At 56.2% G+C, this 17,649-nt stretch carries 15 protein-coding genes and 4 tRNA genes; 15 read left to right on the top strand and 4 right to left on the bottom strand.

Annotation, left to right across the window (positions count from 1 at the left end):
• Positions 1-26: 26 nt before the first annotated feature.
• The 15 genes from wecB (at position 27) to AB1287_RS16855 (ending at position 12,717) form a co-directional block, all read left to right on the top strand.
• Positions 27-1,157 carry a non-hydrolyzing UDP-N-acetylglucosamine 2-epimerase gene (gene wecB / locus AB1287_RS16925; RefSeq protein WP_435618507.1) on the top strand — a complete coding sequence of 377 codons (1,131 nt, stop codon included), beginning with the start codon at positions 27-29 and terminating at the stop codon, positions 1,155-1,157.
• Complete coding sequence (gene wecC, locus AB1287_RS16920) at positions 1,154-2,416, top strand: UDP-N-acetyl-D-mannosamine dehydrogenase (protein ID WP_435618506.1); 1,263 nt, start codon at positions 1,154-1,156, stop codon at positions 2,414-2,416. Before wecB ends, wecC begins: the two co-directional genes overlap by 4 nt.
• Positions 2,413-3,480 (top strand): dTDP-glucose 4,6-dehydratase, encoded by a 1,068-nt coding sequence (gene rffG, locus AB1287_RS16915; RefSeq protein WP_435618505.1) that lies wholly within the window; start codon positions 2,413-2,415, stop codon positions 3,478-3,480. The genes wecC and rffG overlap by 4 nt, the downstream gene beginning before the upstream one ends.
• 19 nt (positions 3,481-3,499) lie before the next feature.
• Positions 3,500-4,381, top strand: a complete 882-nt coding sequence (rfbA, locus tag AB1287_RS16910; protein ID WP_312628761.1) for a glucose-1-phosphate thymidylyltransferase RfbA — start codon at positions 3,500-3,502, stop codon at positions 4,379-4,381.
• Positions 4,359-5,033 carry a dTDP-4-amino-4,6-dideoxy-D-galactose acyltransferase gene (gene rffC, locus AB1287_RS16905; RefSeq protein WP_312628762.1) on the top strand — a complete coding sequence of 225 codons (675 nt, stop codon included), beginning with the start codon at positions 4,359-4,361 and terminating at the stop codon, positions 5,031-5,033. Before rfbA ends, rffC begins: the two co-directional genes overlap by 23 nt.
• 4 nt (positions 5,034-5,037) lie before the next feature.
• Positions 5,038-6,168 carry a dTDP-4-amino-4,6-dideoxygalactose transaminase gene (gene rffA / locus AB1287_RS16900; RefSeq protein WP_312628763.1) on the top strand — a complete coding sequence of 377 codons (1,131 nt, stop codon included), beginning with the start codon at positions 5,038-5,040 and terminating at the stop codon, positions 6,166-6,168.
• A gap of 1 nt (position 6,169) precedes the next feature.
• Positions 6,170-7,420, top strand: a complete 1,251-nt coding sequence (wzxE, locus tag AB1287_RS16895; RefSeq protein WP_312628764.1) for a lipid III flippase WzxE — start codon at positions 6,170-6,172, stop codon at positions 7,418-7,420.
• Entirely contained in the window at positions 7,417-8,496 is a 1,080-nt protein-coding gene (locus AB1287_RS16890; RefSeq protein ID WP_435618504.1) for a TDP-N-acetylfucosamine:lipid II N-acetylfucosaminyltransferase, read from the top strand. Before wzxE ends, AB1287_RS16890 begins: the two co-directional genes overlap by 4 nt.
• Positions 8,493-9,839 carry an ECA oligosaccharide polymerase gene (wzyE, locus tag AB1287_RS16885; RefSeq protein WP_435618503.1) on the top strand — a complete coding sequence of 449 codons (1,347 nt, stop codon included), beginning with the start codon at positions 8,493-8,495 and terminating at the stop codon, positions 9,837-9,839. Before AB1287_RS16890 ends, wzyE begins: the two co-directional genes overlap by 4 nt.
• Before the next feature lie 11 nt (positions 9,840-9,850).
• Positions 9,851-10,591, top strand: a complete 741-nt coding sequence (wecG, locus tag AB1287_RS16880; protein WP_312628769.1) for a lipopolysaccharide N-acetylmannosaminouronosyltransferase — start codon at positions 9,851-9,853, stop codon at positions 10,589-10,591.
• 203 nt (positions 10,592-10,794) lie between these two features.
• Positions 10,795-12,180 carry a bifunctional threonine/serine APC transporter ThrP gene (locus tag AB1287_RS16875; protein WP_435618502.1) on the top strand — a complete coding sequence of 462 codons (1,386 nt, stop codon included), beginning with the start codon at positions 10,795-10,797 and terminating at the stop codon, positions 12,178-12,180.
• Between the two features lie 102 nt (positions 12,181-12,282).
• Positions 12,283-12,359, top strand: a tRNA-Arg gene (locus tag AB1287_RS16870).
• Between the two features lie 56 nt (positions 12,360-12,415).
• Positions 12,416-12,491: transfer RNA gene (locus tag AB1287_RS16865), tRNA-His, on the top strand.
• 22 nt (positions 12,492-12,513) lie between these two features.
• Positions 12,514-12,599: transfer RNA gene (locus AB1287_RS16860), tRNA-Leu, on the top strand.
• A gap of 41 nt (positions 12,600-12,640) precedes the next feature.
• Positions 12,641-12,717, top strand: a tRNA-Pro gene (locus AB1287_RS16855).
• A 645-nt stretch (positions 12,718-13,362) separates the two neighbouring features.
• On the opposite strand, the gene hemY is transcribed toward AB1287_RS16855, so the two are convergent.
• The 4 genes from hemY to hemC are packed head-to-tail and all read right to left on the bottom strand — an operon-like array spanning position 13,363 to position 17,452.
• Entirely contained in the window at positions 13,363-14,559 is a 1,197-nt protein-coding gene (hemY, locus tag AB1287_RS16850; RefSeq protein ID WP_435618501.1) for a protoheme IX biogenesis protein HemY, read from the bottom strand.
• 2 nt (positions 14,560-14,561) lie between these two features.
• On the bottom strand, positions 14,562-15,752 hold the full coding sequence (gene hemX / locus AB1287_RS16845) for a uroporphyrinogen-III C-methyltransferase (protein WP_435618500.1): 1,191 nt from the start codon (positions 15,750-15,752) through the stop codon (positions 14,562-14,564).
• 21 nt (positions 15,753-15,773) lie between these two features.
• The gene (gene hemD / locus AB1287_RS16840) at positions 15,774-16,514 is read right to left on the bottom strand and encodes a uroporphyrinogen-III synthase (protein ID WP_435618499.1); all 741 of its coding nucleotides are present in this window, start codon (positions 16,512-16,514) and stop codon (positions 15,774-15,776) included.
• A complete protein-coding gene (gene hemC, locus AB1287_RS16835) occupies positions 16,511-17,452 on the bottom strand; it encodes a hydroxymethylbilane synthase (protein WP_435618498.1) in 942 nt (313 codons plus the stop codon). The genes hemD and hemC overlap by 4 nt, the downstream gene beginning before the upstream one ends.
• Between the last annotated feature and the right edge of the window lie 197 nt (positions 17,453-17,649).

The raw sequence follows: 17,649 nt of genomic DNA, 5'->3' as shown, positions 1-17,649 counted from the left end.
CCGCGGTCAAGCCATAGAGAATCGATGTGAAAGTATTAACTGTATTTGGCACACGGCCAGAAGCCATCAAAATGGCGCCTCTGGTTCATGCACTGGCAAAGGATCCTCATTTTGAGGCGAAAGTTTGCGTCACGGCACAGCATCGGGAAATGCTGGATCAAGTGTTAAAACTGTTTTCCATCGTTCCGGATTACGATCTCAATGTCATGAGCCCGGGGCAGGGGCTGACGGAAATTACCTGCCGTATTTTGCAGGGGTTAAAACCCGTTCTGGAATCTTTCAAACCGGATGTGGTGCTCGTGCATGGCGACACGACCACAACGATGGCGGCAAGCCTTGCCGCCTTCTACCAGCGCATTCCGGTTGGGCATGTGGAAGCCGGTTTGCGAACTGGCGATCTGTACTCGCCGTGGCCGGAAGAGGCCAACCGCACCATGACGGGGCATCTGGCGATGTACCATTTTGCCCCAACGGAGAATTCACGCCAGAACCTGCTGCGGGAAAATATCCCGGGCGCCGGCATCGTCGTGACCGGGAACACCGTGATTGATGCGCTTTTCTGGGTACGCGATCGCGTACTGGCTGATGCCTCTTTGCGCTCAGAACTGGCCAGCCGTTATCCTTTCCTGGATGACGATAAAAAACTTATCCTCGTCACCGGCCATCGCCGCGAAAGCTTCGGGCAGGGCTTTGAGAAAATCTGCCAGGCGTTGGCAGAGATTGCCACCGAGAATCCGGATGTGCAGGTGGTTTACCCGGTGCATCTTAACCCTAACGTCAGCGAGCCGGTCAACCGTATCCTCGGCAATGTGGATAACGTCTACCTCATTGAACCGCAGGATTATCTGCCGTTCGTCTGGCTGATGAATCGTGCCTGGCTGATTCTGACCGACTCCGGCGGTATCCAGGAAGAGGCACCTTCCCTTGGCAAACCCGTTCTCGTGATGCGTGACACCACTGAACGTCCGGAAGCCGTTGATGCCGGAACGGTGCATCTTGTCGGCACCGATCGCCAGCACATCGTCAATGAAGTCACGCGCTTGCTGCGAAGCGAGCAGGATTATCAGGCTATGAGCCGCGCCCACAACCCGTATGGTGACGGTCAGGCCTGTGAAAGAATTTTATCGGCCCTCAAAAACAATCAGGTAACGCTATGAGTTTTTCGACCATCTCTGTGATTGGCCTTGGCTACATCGGACTGCCAACGGCAGCAGCATTTGCCTCCCGTCAGAAACAGGTGGTGGGGGTGGACATTAACCAGCATGCGGTAGATACCATCAACCGCGGCGAGATCCACATTGTTGAGCCCGATCTCGATAAAGTGGTCAAAACAGCGGTTGCGGGCGGCTATCTGAAAGCCTGCACTATGCCGGTTAAAGCGGACGCGTATCTGATTGCTGTTCCAACGCCGTTTAAAGGCGAGCACGAACCGGATATGGCGTTCGTTGAGGCGGCGGCTAAATCCATCGCGCCGGTATTAGCGAAGGGGGCCCTGGTTATCCTTGAATCCACCTCGCCGGTGGGGGCGACGGAACAGGTTGCGCAGTGGCTGGCGGAAATGCGCCCGGATCTGGCCTTCCCGCAGCAGGCGGGCGAGCAGGCGGATGTGAACGTTGCCTACTGCCCGGAGCGCGTATTGCCAGGGCAGGTGATGGTCGAGCTCATTAAAAACGATCGTGTGATCGGCGGCATGACGCCGGTATGCTCGGCACGCGCCAGTGAACTCTACACTATTTTCCTCGAAGGTGAATGCGTGGTAACTAACGCCCGCACCGCCGAGCTGTGCAAGCTTACTGAAAACAGCTTCCGCGATGTTAACATCGCCTTTGCTAACGAACTGTCGCTTATTTGCGCCGAACAGGGCATCAACGTCTGGGAGCTGATCCGCCTGGCGAACCGCCACCCTCGCGTTAATATTCTTCAGCCAGGCCCCGGCGTGGGCGGGCACTGTATCGCGGTAGACCCCTGGTTTATCGTCGCGCAAAACCCTGAGCAGGCGAGACTGATTCGCACCGCCCGCGAAGTGAACGATCACAAACCCCACTGGGTCATAAATCAGGTGAAAGCCAAAGTGGCTGACTGCCTGGCTGCCAACGGTAAGCGCGCCAGCGACATCACCATCGCGTGTTTCGGCCTGGCCTTCAAGCCCAACATTGACGATCTGCGCGAAAGCCCGGCGATGGAAATTGCCGCTCTGATTGCCGACTGGCACAGTGGCGAAACGCTGGTCGTTGAACCTAACGTGCATCAGCTGCCGAAAAAGCTGGCAGGTAAAGCCACGCTGGCCACGCTCGACGACGCTCTGGCTCAGGCCGATGTGCTGGTGATGCTCGTCGATCATAAGCAGTTCAAAGCCGTCAGCAGTGAAAGCATTTCACAGCCGTTCGTCGTCGATACCAAAGGAGTCTGGCGTTGAAAAAGATTCTGGTGACCGGCGGAGCGGGATTTATTGGCTCAGCCGTTGTGCGACATATCATCAACGAAACGTCGGATAGCGTGGTCGTCGTTGATAAGCTGACCTACGCCGGAAATCTCGTCTCGCTGGCTTCTGTGGCAAAGAGCGACCGTTTTGCCTTTGAACACGTTGATATTTGCGACAGGGCTGCCCTGGACGCGGTTTTTGCGCAATATCAGCCAGATTGCGTCATGCATCTTGCGGCAGAAAGCCATGTCGATCGCTCTATCGATGGGCCTGCGGCGTTTATCGAAACCAATATCGTCGGCACGTATACGCTGCTGGAAGCGGTGCGAAGCTGGTGGCAGCCTCTGGCTGCGGCGAAAAAAGAGGCGTTCCGTTTCCACCATATCTCCACCGATGAAGTGTATGGCGACCTGCATGGCAGCGATGATTTCTTTACTGAAACCACGCCTTATGCGCCAAGCAGCCCATATTCTGCCTCGAAAGCCGGCAGCGACCATCTGGTGCGGGCCTGGCTGCGAACCTATGGTCTGCCGACGCTGGTCACCAACTGTTCCAATAATTACGGCCCCTGTCATTTCCCTGAAAAGCTTATCCCGTTGACGATCCTCAATGCGCTGGCGGGCAAGCCATTGCCGGTTTATGGCAATGGGCTTCAGGTCCGCGATTGGCTCTATGTTGAAGATCACGCCAGAGCTTTATATCGCGTAGCAACGACAGGCGTTGTGGGCGAGACTTACAACATCGGCGGACATAACGAGCGCAAGAATATTGATGTGGTACGCACCGTTTGTGCGCTGCTCGAAGAGCTGGTGCCGAACAAGCCGGAAGGCGTGAAGCGCTACGAGGATCTGATTACCTTTGTCACAGACAGACCGGGGCACGATGTTCGCTATGCGATTGACGCCAGCAAAATTGAGCGTGAATTAGGCTGGACGCCGGAAGAGACATTCGAAACCGGCATGCGTAAAACGGTGCAATGGTATCTCGCGAATGAGCTCTGGTGGCAGCAGGTGCTTGATGGCAGCTATCAGGGCGAGCGTCTGGGGCTGAAAAGCTAACGCACCCGGGAGAGAACATATGAAAGGCATTATTCTGGCTGGGGGTTCTGGCACCCGACTGCATCCGATTACCCGCGGCGTGTCAAAACAGCTGTTGCCGATTTATGACAAACCCATGATCTACTACCCGCTGTCGGTGTTAATGCTGGCGGGGATACGCGACATTCTCATCATCACCACGCCGGAAGATAAAAGCTATTTCCAGCGCCTGCTGGGAGATGGCTCGGAGTTTGGGATTGCGCTGACCTATGCTGAACAGCCAAGCCCGGACGGCCTCGCGCAGGCGTTTATCATCGGCGAAACCTTCCTTGCCGGTGAACCTTCGTGCCTGGTGCTGGGCGACAATATTTTCTTCGGTCAGGGCTTCAGCCCGAAATTACGCAGCGTGGCGGCGCGCACCGAAGGGGCAACCGTGTTTGGCTACCAGGTCATGGATCCAGAAAGGTTTGGCGTCGTTGAATTTGACGATAATTTTCGGGCGATCTCGCTGGAAGAAAAACCAAAGGAGCCGAAGTCTAACTGGGCAGTCACTGGCCTCTATTTCTACGACCATAACGTGGTGGAGTATGCGAAGCGCGTGAAGCCTTCCGAGCGTGGCGAGCTCGAAATTACCTCAATTAATCAGATGTATCTCGACGACGGAAAGCTGACCGTAGAGCTTCTTGGCCGTGGTTTCGCCTGGCTTGATACCGGCACCCATGACAGCCTCATTGAGGCCAGCACCTTCGTGCAAACGGTTGAAAAGCGTCAGGGATTCAAAATTGCCTGCCTGGAAGAGATCGCCTGGCGCAACGGCTGGCTGGATGATGATGGCGTAAAACGCGCGGCCGGTCAGTTGGCGAAAACCGGCTACGGCCAGTACCTTCTGGAGCTGCTCCGTGCCCGTCCGCGCCAGTATTAATCCCCTGAAATGGGAAACAGAATTTTTCGGCATCAATAGCGCTTTGCTGCAAATGGATGACGATGCGCCAGAACTGCACGCTGATGCTCTGACGAGCTGGTCACGGGTGCAAGCGAAGATTCCTGCCCAGCGAACTGACTGGCTGGATGCGCTGCAGCAGCTCGGTTTTCAGCTGGTGGAAGGCGAAGTCGATTTTAAGCTCAACGTAACAGACAGCGTTAATCCACAGGCAGAAACGGCGACCGAACGTGATATTCCTCGCCTGCGTGAACTCTCTGCTCAGGCGTTTGCTCAAAGCCGCTTTCGCGCGCCGTGGTATGACGCAGATGCCAGCGGTCGTTTCTATGCACAATGGATTGAAAATGCCGTTCGCGGCACGTTTGACCATCAGTGTCTGGTTTTTCGTGACGATAGCGCCAATATTCGTGCATTTGTCTCTTTACGTCAGCTCAACGACAGTGAAGCCCGCATCGGGCTGCTTGCCGGGCGCGGCGCAGGCGAGCAATTGATGCTGGCGGCCATGCGCTGGGCATTTGAGCGGCAGCTAACCGCGCTGCGGGTGGGCACCCAGATGGGCAACACCGCGGCGCTTAACCGTTATATTCACAGTGGTGCTTCGCTGGAAAGCACCGCTTACTGGCTCTACAGGTGACACGATGATTCCTTTTAACGCTCCGCCGGTTGTCGGTACTGAGCTTGAATACATGCAATCTGCCATGGGCAGCGGCAAGCTCTGCGGCGACGGTGGCTTTACCCGCCGCTGCCAGCAGTGGATGGAGCAGCGTTTCGGCAGCGCCAAAGTTCTGCTCACGCCATCCTGTACCGCTTCGCTGGAAATGGCGGCGCTGCTGTTGGATATCCAGCCCGGCGACGAAGTGATCATGCCGAGCTACACCTTTGTCTCCACCGCCAACGCCTTCGTGCTGCGCGGGGCAAAAATCGTTTTTGTCGACGTACGTCGCGACACCATGAACATCGATGAAACGCTGATTGAAGCGGCGATCACCGACAAAACCCGGGCCATCGTGCCGGTACATTACGCGGGTGTGGCCTGTGAAATGGACACCATTATGGCGATCGCGAAAAAGCATAATCTGTTTGTCGTGGAAGATGCAGCGCAGGGCGTGATGTCGACCTACAAGGGGCGTGCGCTGGGCACCATCGGTCATATCGGCTGCTTCAGCTTTCATGAAACCAAAAACTACACCGCGGGCGGCGAAGGTGGCGCAACGCTGATTAACGATCGCAAGCTGGTGGAACGCGCCGAAGTGATTCGTGAGAAAGGCACCAACCGCAGCCAGTTCTTCCGCGGGCAGGTCGATAAATACACCTGGCGTGATATCGGCTCAAGCTACCTGATGGCTGATTTGCAGGCCGCTTATCTCTGGGCTCAACTCGAAGCGGCTGACCGCATCAACCAGCAGCGCCTCAGCCTGTGGCAAACCTATTACGATGCGCTGAAGCCGCTGGCGGATGCCGGGCGCATTGAGCTGCCAACGATCCCGGCGGACTGCGTCCACAATGCCCACATGTTTTACATCAAACTGCGTGACGAAGCCGATCGCGGCAAGCTCATCGCCTGGCTGAAAGAAGCCGAGATCATGGCGGTGTTCCACTACATTCCGCTGCACTCTTCACCCGCTGGTGAAGCGTTTGGCGTATTCCATGGCGAAGACCGCTTCACCACGCATGAAAGTGAGCGTTTGCTCCGCCTGCCGCTGTTCTACAATCTGGCGGCGGTGAATCAGCGTACGGTCATCAACTCCCTGTTAAGCTATTTCGCCTGAGATGTCGCTGGCAAAAGCTTCACTCTGGACCGCGGCCAGCACGCTGGTCAAAATCGGTGCCGGGCTGCTGGTCGTTAAGCTGCTGGCCGTAGCGTATGGTCCATCCGGCGTCGGGCAGGCGGGCAACTTTCGCCAGCTTGTAACGGTATTGGGCGTGCTTGCTGGCGGAGGAATTTTCAACGGCGTCACCAGGTTTGTGGCGCAGTACCACGACGATCCTGAGCATCTGCGCAACGTTGTGGGCACCTCGTCGGCGATGGTGCTGGGTTTCTCTACGCTGCTGGCGGTTATCTTCGTTCTGGCAGCAGCGCCCATCAGCCAGGGATTGTTTGGTCATACCCATTATCAGGGGCTGGTGCAACTGGTCGCGCTGGTACAGATGGGCATCGCCTGGGCAAACCTGCTGCTGGCGCTGCTGAAAGGTTTTCGTGATGCCTCCGGAAACGCACTCTCATTAATTGCCGGGAGCCTGACTGGCGTCGGGGCCTGGTTCCTGAGCTGGCATCTCGGTGGCTATGAAGGGGCATTACTCGGCCTGGCGCTGGTGCCAGCGCTGGTCGTGCTTCCGGCGGGTATTATGCTGGCAAAGCGAAAAGCCATCCCCTTTGCGTACCTGAAACCGCGCTGGGATGCGTTTTACGCCGGGCAACTGGGTAAATTTACCCTGATGGCGCTGATCACCTCGGTAACGCTGCCCGTTGCCTACGTGATGATGCGAAACCTGCTGGCCGCGCACTACAGCTGGGATGACGTGGGGATCTGGCAGGGCGTCAGCAGCATTTCCGATGCCTATCTGCAGTTTATTACCGCCTCGTTCAGCGTCTATCTTCTGCCAACGTTGTCGCGTCTGACGGCAAAAACGGATATCACCCGTGAGATCGGTAAGGCGCTGAAGTTTGTGCTGCCGGCCGTGGCGGCAGCGAGCCTGACGGTCTGGCTACTGCGGGATTTCGCCATCTGGCTGCTGTTTTCCGCTAAATTCACCGCGATGCGCGATTTGTTTGCATGGCAGCTGGTGGGCGACGTGCTGAAAGTAGGCGCTTACGTCTACGGCTATCTGGTGATCGCCAAAGCCTCACTGAGGTTCTATATTCTGACGGAAATCTGCCAGTTCACGCTGCTGACGGCGTTTTCGCACTGGCTGATCCCGATGCATGGTGCGCTGGGCGCGGCACAGGCCTATATGGCAACCTATATCGTTTATTTTGCGCTGTGCAGCAGCGTATTTTTAATCTGGCGTAAACGGGCATGACTGCACTGATACACGTACTGGGATCGGATATCCCGCACCACAACCAGACCGTGCTGCGGTTTTTTAGCGAAGAGCTGGCCGCAGGCAGCGAGCATGCACGCGAGTTTATGGTCGTGGGCGAGGAGAGTGGGTTGCGTGCCGCAGGTCCGAACCTGTCGCTGCATTTTTACAGAGACAAAAAATCCCTCGCGACCGCCGTTGTGGCGAAAGCTAAAGCGGATCGCGGGCAGCGTTTCTTCTTTCACGGCCAGTTTAATACCGGCCTGTGGCTGGCGCTGCTGAGTGGCGGGATCAAGCCTGCACAGTTTAACTGGCATATCTGGGGGGCCGATCTGTATGAAGTCTCCCGCGGCCTGAAATTCCGCTTGTTTTACCCGCTTCGTCGCCTGGCTCAGGGGCATGTTGGCTGCGTGTTTGCCACCCGTGGGGATTTAAACACCTTCGGGAAAGCGCATCCTCATGTGCAGCAGGAGCTGCTTTATTTCCCGACCAGAATGGATCCTGCGCTGAATGAGTTGGGGCCAGAAAAGCGTGATACCGACACCCTGACCATCCTGGTGGGGAATTCCGGGGATCGCAGCAATGACCACATTGCGGCGCTGAAAGCGATTCACCAGCAGTTTGGCGATACGGTAAATGTCGTGCTGCCGATGGGCTATCCGGCTAACAATGATGACTATATTCGTGAAGTGCGTACATCGGGCGAAGCGCTGTTTAGCGGCGAGCATCTGAAAATCCTCAGCGAGAAGCTGGAGTTTGATGACTATCTTGCCCTGCTGCGCCGCTGCGATCTGGGCTATTTCCTGTTCCCACGCCAGCAGGGCATCGGCACGCTCTGCCTGCTGATTCAGGCGGGAATTCCTTGCGTGCTCAACCGGGAAAATCCTTTCTGGCAGGACATGACGGAACAGCACATTCCGGTGCTGTTTACCACCGATAAGCTGGACGTCGCCGTCGTGCGCGAAGCGCAGCGGCAGCTGCTGAATGTGGATAAAACACAGATTGCGTTTTTCCGTCCGGCCTATCTTCAACCGTGGCACCGCGCGCTGCAAATTGCAGCAGGAGAGGCGCAATGAGCCTGATGCAGTTTACCGGCCTGCTTGTGGTGTGGCTGTTTTCATCGCTGTTTATCGCGACGCTGACGTACTTCGAGTTTCGCCGCGTGCGCTTCAACTTTAACGTCTTCTTCTCATTGCTGTTTTTGCTGACCTTTTTCTTCGGTTTTCCGCTATCGATGACGCTGGTCTTTCGCTTTGACGTCGGCATTGCGCCACCGGAAATCCTGCTGCAGGCACAGCTTTCCGCGGTGTGTTTCTATGCGATCTATTACGTAGCGTATAAAACGCGACTGCGTGCCGCACGCGTTGAGGCTGAGCGACGTCCGCTTTTTACTATGAACCGGGTAGAAACCCATCTTATGTGGGTCCTGCTGGCGCTGATTGCGCTGGTAAGCGTTGGTATCTTCTTTGCGCACAACGGGTTCCTGTTGTTCAGGCTGCACTCCTACAGCCAGATTTTCTCCAGCGAAGTATCCGGCGTGGCCCTCAAGCGCTTCTTCTACTTCTTCATTCCGGCGATGCTGGTGGTCTATTTCCTGCGTCAGGACAGCAAAGCGTGGCTGTTCTTCCTCGTCAGCACCGTGGCGTTTGGCCTGCTGACTTACGTGATCGTTGGTGGGACGCGTGCCAATATCATCATCGCGTTCGCTATCTTTCTTTTCATTGGCATTATTCGCGGCTGGATCTCCCTGTGGATGCTGGCGGCGGCCGGCGTGCTGGGAATTGTCGGCATGTTCTGGCTGGCGCTGAAACGCTATGGCCTGAACGTCAGCGGCGATGAGGCTTTTTATACGTTCCTCTATCTGACACGCGATACCTTCTCGCCGTGGGAAAACCTCGCGCTGCTGCTGCAGAACTACGACAAAATTGATTTTCAGGGCCTGGCGCCAATCGTGCGGGATTTCTACGTATTTATCCCGACCTGGCTGTGGCCGACTCGCCCGGGCGTGGTGCTCAACACCGCCAACTACTTTACCTGGGAAGTGCTGAACAACCATTCGGGGCTGGCGATTTCACCGACGCTTATCGGCTCGCTGCTGGTGATGGGCGGCGCAGGGTTTATACCGCTGGGGGCGGTAGCGGTGGGTCTGATTATTAAGTGGTTTGACTGGCTGTATCAGCTTGGCAACCGCGAAACGAACCGCTATAAGGCGGCTATCCTGCACAGTTTCTGCTTTGGGGCTATCTTCAACATGATTGTGCTGGCCCGCGAGGGGCTCGATTCGTTTGTCTCACGCGTGGTCTTTTTCCTGGTGATTTTCGGGCTGTGCCTGCTGGTTGCCAAGTTGCTTTACTGGCTGCTGGACAGCGCCGGGCTTATCCATAAGCGCGCAAGGCCGCTGCCACAACCTCTGGTTTGATAAGGGAACACATGATGGATCCAATTGCTGCACCGCTTTATACCGTCCGCGGCCTGCAGCTCATCGGATGGCGCGATATGCAGCACGCGCTGGATTATCTCTATGCTGATGGCACAATGCGGCAAGGCACGCTGGTGGCGATCAACGCGGAGAAAGTCCTGACGGCGGAGGATAACGCCGAAGTGCGCACGCTGATCGACGCCGCCGAGTTTAAATATGCCGATGGCATCAGCGTGGTGCGATCCATTCGGAAAAAATACCCTGAAGCCAACGTTTCGCGCGTGGCCGGGGCGGATCTCTGGGAAGCGCTCATGGCGCGTGCCGGTGCGGAAGGAACGCCAGTGTTTCTGATTGGCGGAAAACCCGAAGTGTTGGCGCAAACCGAAGCAAAGCTGCGCCAGCAGTGGAACGTCAATATCGTGGGCAGCCAAAACGGCTACTTCAAACCCGCAGATCGGCAGGCGCTGTTTGCGCGAATCCAGGCCAGCGGCGCAAAAATCGTGACCGTAGCGATGGGATCGCCGAAGCAGGAAATCTTTATGCGCGACTGCCGGATGGTGCATCCGGACGCTTTGTATATGGGCGTTGGCGGCACTTATGACGTCTTTACCGGACACGTGAAGCGCGCGCCAAAAGTCTGGCAGCGGCTTGGTCTGGAATGGCTTTATCGTCTGCTGTCACAGCCTGGTCGTCTCACCCGACAGCTACGCCTTCTGCGCTACCTTCGCTGGCACTATACCGGCCAGCTCTGATCCTTCCCCTCAACAATGTATTGCGCATTAATTGTGCAATACATTCGTATATTTAATACTTTGTTTGCCATTTCACCCATTTTATTCAACCATTCCCGCCCCTGGAGTCTGCGCGAGCGTGCGTTCCGGAGGCTAGATGGCAGGTAAAACTGCTGATAACAATAACCGGCATTGACCGGAAAATGGCAAACACATGAGGATCTATGGCTGAGAAGCAACCGACGCTACAGCGAGGGCTGGAAGCGCGACACATCGAATTAATCGCCCTCGGGGGTACCATCGGCGTAGGCCTGTTTATGGGCTCGGCGAGCACGCTGAAATGGGCCGGTCCGTCGGTATTACTGGCCTATATTATTGCCGGACTGTTTGTGTTCTTCATTATGCGCTCGATGGGCGAAATGCTGTTCCTCGAACCGGTCACCGGGTCATTTGCCGTTTACGCGCATAAATATATGAGCCCGTTCTTTGGCTATCTGACGGCCTGGTCGTACTGGTTTATGTGGCTGGCGGTAGGGATTTCCGAGATTACCGCCATCGGCGTGTATACGCAGTTCTGGTTCCCCGAGATGGCGCAATGGATACCTGCTTTGATTGCGGTCGCGCTGGTGGGGCTTGCGAACCTCGCAGCCGTACGTCTTTATGGTGAGCTGGAATTCTGGTTTGCGATGATCAAGGTCACCACCATTATCGTGATGATCGTGGTGGGTGTTGGGGTGATCTTCTTTGGTCTTGGCAACGGCGGGCATGCGATTGGTTTTGGCAACCTGACAGAACACGGCGGCTTTTTTGCCGGAGGCTGGAAAGGCTTCCTGACCGCACTTTGTATCGTGGTGGCGTCGTACCAGGGCGTTGAGCTTATCGGCATCACCGCAGGCGAAGCGAAAAACCCGCAGGTCACGCTGCGCAGCGCGGTGGGTAAGGTGCTGTGGCGCATCCTGATTTTCTACGTCGGCGCAATTTTCGTTATCGTCACCATTTTTCCGTGGAATGAGATTGGCAGCAACGGCAGCCCGTTCGTGCTCACCTTTGCCAAAATCGGCATCACGGCGGCGGCAGGTATCATTAACTTTGTGGTGCTGACGGCGGCGCTCTCCGGTTGTAACAGCGGCATGTACAGCTGTGGTCGTATGCTGTATGCCCTGGCGAAAAACCGTCAGCTGCCAGCCGCAATGGCAAAAGTCTCGCGTAACGGTGTACCGGTGATGGGCGTGGCGGTGTCAATTGCCATTCTGCTGCTGGGATCGTGTCTGAACTATATTATTCCCAATCCGCAGCGGGTGTTTGTGTATGTCTACAGCGCCAGCGTGCTGCCGGGCATGGTGCCGTGGTTCGTGATCCTGATTAGCCAGCTGCGTTTTCGTGCAACGCATAAACAGGCTCTGGTGAATCATCCGTTCCGCTCGGTGCTGTTCCCCTGGGCGAATTACCTGACGATGGCGTTTCTGGTCTGCGTGCTGATCGGTATGGGCTTCAACGACGATACGCGCATGTCGCTGTTTGTCGGGATTATCTTCCTTGCACTGGTGACGGTGCTGTATCAGGTTTTACGCCTCGGCCAGGCTGGTGAAGCCCGTAAATTGCAGGATTAAGCGGCAAAACGTGCAAAGCATAACCAAACGGAAAATTTCTTTAAAAAGAGACTGGACAGCTTTGCACGAAGTCCGTATTATCCGACCCCGCAACGGCGCTAAGCGCCCGTAGCTCAGCTGGATAGAGCGCTGCCCTCCGGAGGCAGAGGTCTCAGGTTCGAATCCTGTCGGGCGCACCATTTACCCGGTGCTGGAGCTGCGGTGGTTTCTGACCGCGTAGAAAAGATTTGCAGTGGTGGCTATAGCTCAGTTGGTAGAGCCCTGGATTGTGATTCCAGTTGTCGTGGGTTCGAATCCCATTAGCCACCCCATTATTTAAGAGTTTGTGGCAATGCGAAGGTGGCGGAATTGGTAGACGCGCTAGCTTCAGGTGTTAGTGTCCTTAGGATGTGGGGGTTCGAGTCCCCCCCCTCGCACCATAACTCTAAAGAATTGAACGAAAATTCAAAAAGCAGTACATCGGCGAGTAGCGCAGCTTGGTAGCGCAACTGGTTTGGGACCAGTGGGTCGGAGGTTCGAATCCTCTCTCGCCGACCAATTTTGAACCCCGCTTCGGCGGGGTTTTTTCTATTCTGAATTCAGCGATTCATTGCAGAAGAATAATTTTCCCCGCCCATCATTCTGTTCAGAAAAATATGTCTCCGGACGACGACATTTAATTCCCTGATTTTGAATTGAATCGTATTTTCTGTATTCTGGCGTCGCCATTCAGCGACATATCCAATTGTCCTAAATAGCTTAACCCCCTGATATTCAGAGGTGCAAGAGTGGCACGACCTGTGCAATAATATGCGCGTAGATGCTCATTCCATCTCTTATGTTCGCGTTTACGCCTCATAAACCCAGGAATGACGCAGAGCCGTTTACGGTGCTTATCGTCCACCGACAGATGTCGCTTCGGCCTCATCAGACACCATGGACATAACGTTGAGTGAAGCACCTATTGTTGTCAATCAGACCTGTTTTAACGCCTGCCCTGATTTCAGAGCAGGCGTTTTTTTATGGGTTAATTTCGGTAGCGGAATAATATGCCGCTAACCAGAATGAGCGAGCAGAATGACACACAAAAATCACCGCCAGTGCTGTGCCGGTGTTAGCGGACAGCGCAAGCATCATAATGTAAACCAGTAAAATGAGAGCCCAAAAAAAAGGGCCAGAATGGCCCCTTGTCACAAAACTGATTCAGGAAGGTGGGTTGTTCTGCAGCGTCAGCAACAGTCCGTCGCGGCGCATGGTCGCGGCTTCTTCCGGCTGATGCAGGCGGTCGAGCGCATCGGCAAGCCAGGCGTAGTCAAACGCATCCGGGCGCTGTTTTAAGGCCGCGCGGAAGGCGATGGTCGCCTCCTGCCATTCGCCATGCTTCATCAGCGACTGGCCAAGCGTGCTCCACAGCAGCGGTCGATCGCCGACGCTTTTGATCTGCTGGCGCAGCACTTTTTCCAGCTGTTCCGGATTGTTGGTTTTCAGGCGCGGCACCGGCAGCAGCAGGCGATCGTCGTACTGGCGCTTCAGGCCGTCGATGATGATCTGTTGTGCGGTGTCATGATCGTCACACTCGATAAGGTGATCGGCCATGGCAACCTGCAACGCAACGTGCTGACGGGTTTTGCGGCTCTGGTTTTTCCACCATTCGCGCAGACCGTCGCTGCCCTGATCGGCGCGGGCCTGATCCATCAGGCCAATCCAGGCCTGCTGTTCCAGGGCATCACGATGCGCTTCATCGCCGACGTTGGCTTTTGCCATGGACGGAATAATGTCGAGCAACGAACTCCAGGCGCCGGTACGGATATAAGCCTGTTCGGCCAGGCGCAGCACTTCCGGATGGCGAGGAGAGACCTCCAGAAGCCTGTCCACGCCGTGACGTGCCGCGTGATCCTCGTTGCGGGCCAGCTGGATGCGAACGCGGGTGATTTCGACCGGAATCAGATCGTTACCGGCGCTTTCCGCCGCACGCTCCAGATGCTGATTGGCACGCATTTCATCCCCGCGCTGCTGGGCGGCTTCTGCCGCAAGCAGGTAGTTCACCACCGGTTGTTCCGCGTGATCGGCATTTTTCGCCATCAGCTTCTCAACCTGCTGGTAGTCACCTTCTGCCAGCTTCAGCAGCGCCTGCTCGGTCTGTTTGCGGGCGCGACGACGCTTGCGGCCGACAAACCAGCCACGGGTGTGTGCCCCGGTGCGGAAAATACGGCGCAGCAGCCATTCGATGGCGAACAGCACCACCATGGTCAGGATCATAACGATCACCAGACCGGTGACGCTGGTTTCGATGTTGTAGTTGTCGGTCTGGATCAGGACATAGCCCTGATGTCCGGCGATGATTGGGCCAACCACGATCCCGGCGATCAACAGCGCAAAGAGTAAGAGTACTTTTAACATGCTTATTCTCCCTGCGGTGCGGCGGCGGCAGGCGCGGCTTCAGCCTGAGGCGTTGTGCCTGGTGCGACCGAAGGCTGAGCCAGCAAATTACGCACGCGAGTCTGCATCAGCTTTTCCAGAATCGCCTGACTTTGCAGCGTTTCCGGCACGTCCATATTGATGCTCTGCTGACTTAGCGCATCCAGCTCATCGAGGAAGGCTTTAGTGGTGGCGTCATCGGTATCGTAGTACGCGCGAACCCAGGTGGAGACGTTATCCAGCGCCTGTTTGTAGGTCTGCTCCTGATGACGTGGTACCGCCTGCGCGGCGACCAGCAGGCGTGAGCGAATGTTTTCGCGCAGATAAACGTCCTGATTCGGGGCTAACAGCGGAACCGCCGTTTCGTCACGACGACGAATGGTGATAAAGCTGTCCATAAAGTTCTGCCAGCTTTTTTGCAGGTTGACGCGCCACTCGCCGAGCGAGCTGGAAAGCTCACCGCTGTCAGAATCCATTGGGGAATCGTCGTCGGTGTTGTCCGCCAGACGCAGGTTATCAATCTGATTCGACAGCTGATTGACCTTTAAAATGATGCCATCGTAATCGACCTGCGCCACGCCGGAGAGGCTGGCGATGTCTTCGGTGATCGCGCGGCGGGCGTTAATCAGGCTCGGGTCGTTCATGTCCGCAAGGCTTGCGTCGGCGCTTTTCAGCAACGCAGCGGCGGTGGTGACGTCCTGATCGCTCCACAGCTTACGACCTGCCAGCTTAACGAGGAAATCAGCCTGTGCCAGCTGCCAGGTTTTAGCGTCGCTGCCGGAAATAGTGGCAACTTTCTGCTGTAGCTCATCAAGCTGTTTTGCCGTCGCGTCCTGCTGCTGTTTTGCGGCCGTCAGCTGGTCTGCCTGCTGCTTGATCACGTCTTCCAGCTCGGCTTTCTGGGACTCCTGCGCTTTCTGCAGGGCGGTGACCTGAGTCACCAGCGTGTCGTTGGTGGACGTCTGGCTGGTGTTTTGCTTTTTGACCAGGTTATACAGACCCGTGCCTGCAGTCAGGGCAATGGCGATAGCTACCACGCTTAGCGCCAGCGGGGCTTTACTGCTGCCGTTTTTCTTTCCGGCGGTCTTCTTTTCAGCATTTTCTGGCTGTGGCGTCGTTTCCACGGCCTCCCTGGTCTCTTCAACCACGGCGGCGTTCTCTTTCTGTTCCGTCATTATGGCTTCCAATGTTGAGAGTTATTGTAAAGCACGCAGCAGCGCGTCGTTGTCGGCGCTATCGGCCACCCTGATATTCCGCCAGCCCAACTCCTGGGCCTGTTGTGCCAGACGCTCGCTCACCACAAGCACCTCGCAGAGTAACAACCAGCGCTCCCGATACCATTGGGGAATCAGCGACCAGAGCTGTTGCAGCATTTCCCCGCTGGTGACCACCAGTCGGTTTACACCGCGTGATTGCCAGCGCATGGCTTCTTCTGCCCCGTCATAGTGACGTGGGTTGCGTTGGTAACATTCACAAAACGTTACGGAGGCGCCTCGTTTTTGCAGCGTCTCGCCAAGCAGTTCTCGCCCGCCGTTGCCGCGCATAATCAGCGCTTTCTTGTCGGCAACGTTTTGTAATTCCGGTAATTGTAGCAAGACTTCGCTGATTTCCCGATCGCGCGGATAGCGAACGTCGATGCCACTGACTTTATGCAGCGCGAGGGCGGTGGTTCGCCCAATGGCAAAATAACCCGGCGCAGGCGGCCAGCCTTTCCCCTGCTGTTGCAGGTGTGCATGGGCGAATTCGACCGCATGCTGCGAAAGGGCAAACAGCAAATCGCCATCGCCTAAAGCCGCAAGATGCCCGGAAAGCTTTGCCAGCTCGCGGCCGGGGGTAAATTCTATTAACGGGAAACTCCAGGCCTCTCGCCCCAGCGCGCGCAGGCGGCTGACCAGTGCTTCCCCCTGGGGAGACGGGCGAGTGACCAGAATGCTCATTCGGGGGCTTCTCCGTTATACACGTCGGCGAGGATCTCGCGGGCGCCGTTGTTCAGCAGCTCTTCCGCGAGCGAAATGCCAAGGGCTTCTGCCCGATCGGCAGGGCCGCGGCGCTCACCGCGAACCATCCGCGAGCCATCGGGCGCACCGACCAGCGCACGCAGCCAGATTTCACCGTGGCTTAATTCAGCATAGCTGCCAATCGGTACCTGACAGCCTCCTTCCAGGCGAGTATTCATCGCGCGTTCGGCACTAATGCGCACCGCGGTTTCCGCATGGTTCAGTGGGACAAGCAGTGTACGGGTGTTTTCGTCATCGAGACGGCATTCAATACCCACCGCGCCCTGACCGACGGCTGGAAGAGAGTGTTCCGGCGACAATGCCTGGCGAATTCTGTCTTCCAGGCCCAGTCGTTTCAGTCCGGCCACTGCCAGAATAATCGCATCATAATCGCCATGATCGAGCTTGCTTAACCGCGTGCCGACGTTGCCTCGCAATGAGCGGATAACCAGATCCGGACGTTGGGCGGCCAACTGACACTGTCGGCGTAAACTTGACGTGCCAACCACGCTGCCTGCCGGCAAGGCGTCGACAGAATCAAAGCGGTTTGAGACAAACGCATCGCGTGGATCTTCGCGTTCGCAGATCGTGGTCAGGCCCAGCCCCTGCGGGAATTCGACCGGGACATCCTTCATGGAGTGGACGGCAATATCGGCGCGGTTTTCAAGCAACGCAAGTTCCAGTTCTTTGACAAACAGCCCTTTACCGCCCACCTTCGCGAGGGGCGTATCAAGGATCACGTCACCGCGCGTCACCATCGGCACCAGTTCAACCGTGAGCCCTGGATGGCACGCCATCAGCCTGTCTTTCACATAATGTGCCTGCCAAAGTGCAAGAGGACTTTGGCGTGTGGCAATTCTTAAAACTTTGTCTAACATGCTTGTTACCGTCGTTATCGTCCGCCAGTCATCCTAACATTGTTGCTATAAGGATGTTAGTTTTCGAGTTTTTCTGAAAAAGCGAAATGAGGGCGTCGCTTGACGTGTCAAAGAATTTACAGCTGTTAATCAGTGCTAAACTGATGAGTAGCGCAACTTTCTTTACGGTCAAACGGCAAGGTGTTAAATTGATCACG

The organism is Scandinavium sp. UTDF21-P1B (assembly GCF_040750395.1).
GTDB lineage: Bacteria > Pseudomonadota > Gammaproteobacteria > Enterobacterales > Enterobacteriaceae > Scandinavium.
Note: the sequence above shows the minus strand (reverse complement) of the source record. Positions and strands in the feature narration are given on the sequence as shown.